This window comes from Aeromonas sp. 604176 (assembly GCF_049170755.1).
GTDB classification, from domain to species: domain Bacteria; phylum Pseudomonadota; class Gammaproteobacteria; order Enterobacterales; family Aeromonadaceae; genus Aeromonas; species Aeromonas veronii_A.
This window is the reverse complement of record NZ_JAAKNE010000043.1, coordinates 23,468-30,081: the sequence shown is the minus strand read 5'-3', so window position 1 is coordinate 30,081 and position 6,614 is coordinate 23,468. Positions and strand designations below refer to the sequence as shown.

Below are 6,614 nucleotides of genomic sequence, written 5' to 3'. Positions count from 1 at the left end.
GATGCAACCATGAAACTCTCTACCCAACTCTTGATCGACGGTCAGTTCGTCACCGGTGACGGCCAGGCCGAGCCCATTCTCAACCCGGCCACCGGGGAGCTTCTCGCCTCGGTGCCAGAAGCCTCGTTCGAACAGGTGAACCGGGCGGTGAACGGTGCCCAGCGCGCCTTCGCCCAGTGGAGCCGCACCACCCCGGCAAGCCGCAGCAATCTGCTGCTGCGTCTGGCGGATCTCGTCGAGCGCCACGCCGAGGAGTTTGCGGCGCTGGAATCCCTCAACTGCGGCAAACCCTATCTGGCTGTGCTCAACGACGAGCTGCCCGCGGTGGTGGACTGCTTCCGCTTCTTTGCCGGGGCGGCCCGCTGCCTGCAAGGGCCGCTGGCGGGGGAGTATCTCGAGGGGCACACCAGCATGATCCGCCGTGATCCCATAGGTGTTGTGGGCAGTATCGCCCCCTGGAACTACCCGCTGATGATGGCGGCCTGGAAGATGGCGCCGGTGCTGGCGGCGGGCAATACGGTGGTGCTCAAACCCTCCGAACAGACCCCGCTCACCGCGCTGCGTTTGGCGGAGCTGGCCAGCGAGATCTTCCCCCGCGGCGTTATCAACGTCATCTGCGGGCGGGGCGAGAGTGTAGGGGCGCCGCTGGTGGAGCACCCGCTGGTGCGGATGGTGTCGCTCACCGGCGATATCGCCACCGGCCAGAAGATCCTGCAAAGCGCCGCCCGCACCATGAAACGCACCCACCTTGAACTGGGGGGCAAGGCGCCGGTGATCATCTTCGACGATGCGGATCTGGAGGCGGTGGTGGCAGGCATTCGCACCTTCGGTTTCTACAACGCAGGCCAGGATTGCACCGCCGCCTGCCGTATCTATGCCCAGGGCAAGATCTACGACAAGTTCGTCGCCGCCATGACCGATGCGGTGGCCTCCATCAAGGTGGGAAGCCAGTACGAGGAGGGGGTGGAGATGGGGCCGCTTATCTCGGACAGACAGCGCAACCGGGTCGCCAGCTTTGTCGAGCGGGCCCAGAGCAGCGGTCATGTGGAGGTGACGGCGGGGGGCAAGATCCGTCCCGGCAACGGCTTCTTCTTCGAGCCGACCCTGATTGTCGGGGCCCGGCAGGAGGATGAGATCGTGCGCCGCGAGGTGTTTGGCCCCGTGGTGTCGGTGACCCGTTTCAGCGATGCCGAGCAGGTGGTGCAGTGGGCCAACGACTCGGACTATGGCCTCGCCTCGTCGGTCTGGACCAAAGATCTGAGCCTCGCCAGCAAGGTGGCCAGCCACTTGCAATATGGCTGCACCTGGATCAACACCCACTTCATGCTCACCTCCGAGATGCCCCACGGCGGCATGAAGATGTCGGGCTACGGCAAGGATCTCTCCCTCTATGCGCTGGAGGATTACACAGTGCCGCGCCATATCATGGTCAAGCTGTAGTGGGGATTGGTGAGCGGGTTGTCACAATTTATTTACAACTGTTCCAGGCAGCCGACTCATGGGTCGGCTGCTTTTTTTGTTGCCATTTCGTTACAGTGAAGCCGTGATGAAACGGCAAGGCGCCTTGATGTGGCGCCAGAGGATGGAACCGCTATGGCAACCTTTTACACCGCCCACCAGCCGGATGCTGACGGGGTGATCCACTACAGCAACGAGGAGCATGGTACCTGGCAGATCCTGATCGAACGCCAGTTCGCCGCCCTCGATGGCAAGGGGTGTAACGAATATCTGGCCGGTCTCGACAGGCTGGGGCTGCCCCGTGATCGCATCCCCCAGCTGGCCGAGATCAACGCCGTCTTGCAGCCTGCGACCGGCTGGTCGGTGGCGGCAGTACCTGCACTTATCTCGTTCGATCGCTTCTTCGCCCTGCTGGCCAATCGCCAGTTTCCGGTGGCGACCTTTATCCGGCGCCGCGACGAGCTCGACTACCTGCAAGAGCCCGATATCTTTCACGAGATCTTCGGCCATTGCGCCATGCTGACCAATCCGGCCTTTGCCCACTTCACCCACCTATACGGTCAGTTGGGGCAGCAGGCGAGCAAGGAGCAGCGGGTTTTTCTGGCGCGGCTCTACTGGTTCACCGTGGAGTTTGGCCTCTTGGCAACGCCGGACGGGCTGCGTATCTACGGTGGCGGCATTCTCTCCTCCATCGGCGAGACCGCCTATGCCCTCTGTGGCAAACCGCTGCTGCAACCCTTCGATCTACTGACTGTGCTGCGCACCCCGTATCGCATCGACATCATGCAGCCCACCTATTTTGTGCTGCCGAGTCTCGATCATCTCTACCAGCTGACCGGGGAGGAGATCATGGCTGCTCTGGCCGAGGCCAGTCGGCTTGGCCTCTATCCGCCGCGCTTTGAGGTTCCCGCTGGCAAACAGGCGAGCTGACCAAAAGCAAACAACCCTATTTCATTTTCATTAATTCAAGCAGGAGTAACCCATGTCCGAACTGGCCAGCCAGCAGTGTGAAGCGTGCCGCGCCGATGCCCCCAAGGTGAGCGATGAGGAGCTGCGCGAGCTGATGCAGCTTATTCCCGACTGGCAGCCGCTGGTGGTGGAGGGGGCGCTGCAACTGCGGCGGGAATTTACGTTTCGCAACTTCAAGGATGCGCTGGCGTTTACCAACCGCCTGGGGGAGCTGGCGGAAGCAGAGTTCCATCATCCGGCCATCCTGACCGAGTGGGGGAAGGTGACCGTCAGCTGGTGGACCCACAAGATCGGCGGATTACACCGCAACGACTTCATCATGGCTGCGCGTACAGACCAATTGCCCAGATAATCTGAGAACAGGTTGAGGCGGAGTATCCCCCTTCCTGCATTTCTGACCGAATGGGGGAAGGTGACCGTCAGCTGGTGGATGCATAAGATCGGCGGTTTGCATCGCAACGACTTCATCATGGCGGCGCGCACCGATCAGTTGCTCCGCTAATCGCACCCCACACCAGCGTCATCGGTTGACTCGGGCCTGCCTGCGAAAGCGGGGCAGGCCCGCATTTTTATGGGCTGGCGCTCGCACTGGGGGGATCGAGACTGTATTATCCGCTCATTCATAGAGTTAGCTAGGAAGTGTGTCCCGAATGCGTCTTGAAGTCAGCTGTGAAGACCGCCTGGGCCTGACCCGGGAACTGCTCGACCGCCTGGTGGAGCACAATATCGATCTGCGCGGCATCGAAATCGATACCTCAGGCATCATCTATCTCAACTTTCCCGAGCTGGAGTTCAGTGATTTTCAGCATTTGATGCCGGAGATCCGCCGCATTCCCGGCGTCTACGACGTCAAGACCATCCCTTACATGCCTTCCGAGCGAGAGCACCACGAAATCGAGGCGCTGCTCAAGGCGCTGCCGGATCTGGTCTTCTCTCTCGACAGCAAGGGCAAGGTGACCCAGGCCAATCAGTCTGCCCTCACCACCCTCGGCTTGCCGGTGGAGGAGGTGCGCGGGGTGGCGCTCGGTTCGCTGGTCAAGGGGTTCTCCTTCACCCGCTGGCTGGAGGCGAGCGAGATCAAGCCGCAGACCTGCAAGCTCAGTTTCAATGGCGAAGAGTATCTGGCAGATCTGATGCCGCTGTTCGTGGCAGAAGCCCGCGGCAAGCAGGCGCTGGCCGGTGCCGTGGTGGTGCTCAAATCTGCCCGTCGGGTCGGCCTGCACTTCAGCGCGCTTCATGCGGTGGAAGTGGGAGGCTTCGAGCATCTGCAGGCCGAGAGCCCCAAGATGAAAGAGGTGCTGTCGCAAGCGCGCAAACTGGCGATGCAGGACGCGCCGCTGCTGATTGTCGGTGAGACCGGTACCGGCAAGGAGCTGCTGGCCCGTGCCTGTCACGGGGCCAGCCTGCGCTCCAGCCACCCCTTTATGGCCCTCAACTGCGCCGCCATGCCCGATAACGTGGCCGAGAGCGAGCTGTTTGGTTATGCCCCCGGCGCCTTTGGCAACAACACCGAGGGCAAGCGCGGCGTGCTGGAGCTGGCGAGCGGCGGCACCCTGATGCTGGACGAGATCGGCGACATGTCTCCCCATCTGCAGACCAAGTTTTTGCGGGTGCTGCAGGATGGGGTGTTCCGCCGGGTCGGTGACGAGCAGGAGGTGAAGGTCAACGTGCGTTTCATCTGCACCACCCAGAAGCAGTTGCTGGATCTGGTGCACGAAGGAACCTTCCGCGAGGATCTCTACTATCGCCTCAACGTGCTCAGTCTGACGCTGCCCCCCCTGCGAGAGCGCAAGGCAGACATCATGGTGCTGGCCCAGCAGTTTGTCTCCCGCTTTGCCAGCGAGTTGCAGCGACCCCGTCCGCGCTTTACCCGCAACATGGCCGACTACCTGACCGCCTACCGCTGGCCGGGCAACGTGCGTCAGCTGCGCAACTGTCTCTACCGCGCCATGACACTGCTGGAAGGGGATGAGCTGGGGCCCGAGCAGATCGACCTGCCGGTGGCGGCCGATACCATGCCGCTGATCGACGAGTGGTTTGAGGGGAACCTCGACGATGCGGTGAAGCGCTTCGAGAGCCAGCTGCTGGCCCGGCTCTATCCCGCCTTCCCGTCGACCCGTCAGTTGGCCAAACGCCTGGGCGTGTCGCATACCGCCATCGCCAACAAGCTGCGGGAATATGGCATCAGCAAGAAGTAAGTTGTTCCGGATGCCAGCCAACAGAGAGCCCGTCACCAGACGGGCTCTCTGTTTTCTTTACACGGCTTCCGGGCGGGAGGGCTTCGGGAGACTTGTCAGGCCAGTGTCCACCAACTTACTATCTGGATACATGTACCCGAACCGCTATGCCACTGCAGCGGTGTTGTCAAGGCGGCCACTTCCCGATCATGCTGTTACTCTTTTCTCCCCGTTTCGCCGCTCGCCTGGCGCCCTTGCTGTTAGGGTTTGGTCTGCTGTTGCCTCACGCGCTGGCGGAAACGGCCGCAGAGAGCCGGGCGACGGCGGTCAGAGAGCTGGTGCTCGATATCCTGAGTTACACTCGCTGGCCCACCGAGCCTGCGGTGCTGCGCCTGTGTGTGGCGGCGCCGACGGAGTATGCCGGAGCCCTCTTTACCATCGATCGTCAGGCCAATGGCCGTGCCGTGCAGGTCAATCGCTACGACGCGAGTGATCCGGCCATCAGTGATAATTGCGATGTGCTCTATCTCGGCGTCGTCGACGAGCCGACCCGGATTGCGTTGTTTGCGCGCTTGCAGGGTCATTCAGTGCTCAGCATCAGCGAATACAACCACGACTGTTCCACCAGCTCGGTGTTCTGCCTGCAGACCTCGCCGGACAGCGTGCGAGTGCGGTTTAAAGTGAACCTCGATGCCCTGGCCCTGAGCGGCGTACGAGTACATCCCGCTGTGCTCAAGCTGGCCCGTGCCGACAAGGGGGTCCCATGAGACGACAGGTCAGCGCGGATCCCCGTCGTCCGACCCTACGTCAGAGCCTGGGGCGAACCCATCTGGTGGCCGCCATTACGGCCGTCAGCGTGGCGGGACTCTTCTTTACCCTGGTTGCTTTGCTGGTAGTACGCTTCTACGCCGATCACAATCTGGAGCTGGTGGCCCGCGCCATCAGCTACAGCGCCGAGGCTGCGGTGGTGTTCCACGATGAGGAGGCTGCGAGCGAGGCACTTAGCGGCATCGTTGCCAAGGAAGAGGTGGCCGAAGCCAGTATCTTGCTGGCCAATGGTCAACAGCTCGCTAAATGGGTTCGTCCCGTCAGCAATCCGCTGGCCACAGTCGAAGATTATCTTGCCCGCCTGCTGTTACCGGGACCGGTCACCTATCCCATGCTGCGGGGCGGTGAGCAGATTGCCACCATAGAGCTGCGCGGTCATGGCGAGTATCTGTTGCTGTTCTTGCTCTCGGTGCTGCTGGTGATGGTGGTTTGCCTGGTGTTGAGTGTGATGGGCGCCTTCTATGTCGCCGGGCGGATGCAGGTCGCGATCACCTCGCCACTGCGACAACTGGCACAGGTCGCCCACTCGGTGCGTCGACAACGCACTCTGGGGATGCGGGCGCCACCGGCCGATATCGTCGAGCTCAATGAACTGGGAGAGGATTTCAACGCCCTGCTGGATGAGCTGCAAGCCTGGCAGGCTCATCAGGCGCGGGAGAACGCCAGTCTGCTCCACCAGGCGACCCATGATGCGTTGACCGGGTTGCCCAACCGGGCGTTATTCGAAGCTCGCCTCGAGCATGCCATTGGCGAGGTAAGCGAGGGGGGGGCCCCGTTCGCCCTGCTTTATCTCGATTGCGATCGTTTCAAACAGATTAACGACACCCTAGGGCACAACGCCGGTGACGATGTGCTGGTGACCCTCTCCCGGCGGGTACAGCATCAGCTGCGCCCCGGAGATCTGGTCTGCCGGCTGGGGGGGGATGAGTTCGCCATACTGCTGACACCTGTGCATCTGGGGCAGGATGTGGAAGAGGTGATCGACCGCATTCAGCAGGCGATGAGTGATCCTGTGGTATTGCGGGATGGACAGCAACTGGTGGCAGGGATCAGCATCGGTTTTGCCATCCATCAACCCGGGACCCGCGCCAGCGAGCTGTGCGAGCTGGCAGACAAAGCCATGTATTTGGCAAAACGTACACGCCGTGAGGAGGTTGAGGCCGCCAAATCGGCGTGAGTCAA

The 6,614-nt window shown here is 61.8% G+C and carries 6 protein-coding genes and 1 pseudogene; all 7 read left to right on the top strand.

All coding sequences use genetic code 11. The features are described from left to right. Positions 1–9 precede the first annotated feature (9 nt). On the top strand, positions 10–1,440 hold the full coding sequence (locus tag G5358_RS10005; RefSeq protein WP_421324029.1) for a gamma-aminobutyraldehyde dehydrogenase: 1,431 nt from the start codon (positions 10–12) through the stop codon (positions 1,438–1,440). Positions 1,441–1,593: 153 nt separating this feature from the next. Continuing rightward, on the top strand, positions 1,594–2,388 hold the full coding sequence (phhA, locus tag G5358_RS10000) for a phenylalanine 4-monooxygenase (RefSeq protein WP_043824799.1): 795 nt from the start codon (positions 1,594–1,596) through the stop codon (positions 2,386–2,388). A gap of 52 nt (positions 2,389–2,440) precedes the next feature. After that, positions 2,441–2,779: a 4a-hydroxytetrahydrobiopterin dehydratase gene (locus G5358_RS09995; RefSeq protein WP_123172900.1), complete on the top strand. Its 339-nt coding sequence runs from the start codon at positions 2,441–2,443 to the stop codon at positions 2,777–2,779. Between the two features lie 42 nt (positions 2,780–2,821). Further along, positions 2,822–2,929 (top strand): annotated as a pseudogene (locus tag G5358_RS09990) (4a-hydroxytetrahydrobiopterin dehydratase); the annotation flags it as partial. A 148-nt stretch (positions 2,930–3,077) separates the two neighbouring features. After that, the gene (tyrR, locus tag G5358_RS09985; protein ID WP_216953439.1) at positions 3,078–4,625 is read left to right on the top strand and encodes a transcriptional regulator TyrR; all 1,548 of its coding nucleotides are present in this window, start codon (positions 3,078–3,080) and stop codon (positions 4,623–4,625) included. 188 nt (positions 4,626–4,813) lie between these two features. Continuing rightward, complete coding sequence (locus tag G5358_RS09980; RefSeq protein WP_216978930.1) at positions 4,814–5,371, top strand: YfiR family protein; 558 nt, start codon at positions 4,814–4,816, stop codon at positions 5,369–5,371. Continuing rightward, positions 5,368–6,609 carry a diguanylate cyclase domain-containing protein gene (locus G5358_RS09975; protein ID WP_265783862.1) on the top strand — a complete coding sequence of 414 codons (1,242 nt, stop codon included), beginning with the start codon at positions 5,368–5,370 and terminating at the stop codon, positions 6,607–6,609. The genes G5358_RS09980 and G5358_RS09975 overlap by 4 nt, the downstream gene beginning before the upstream one ends. Positions 6,610–6,614: the final 5 nt, after the last annotated feature.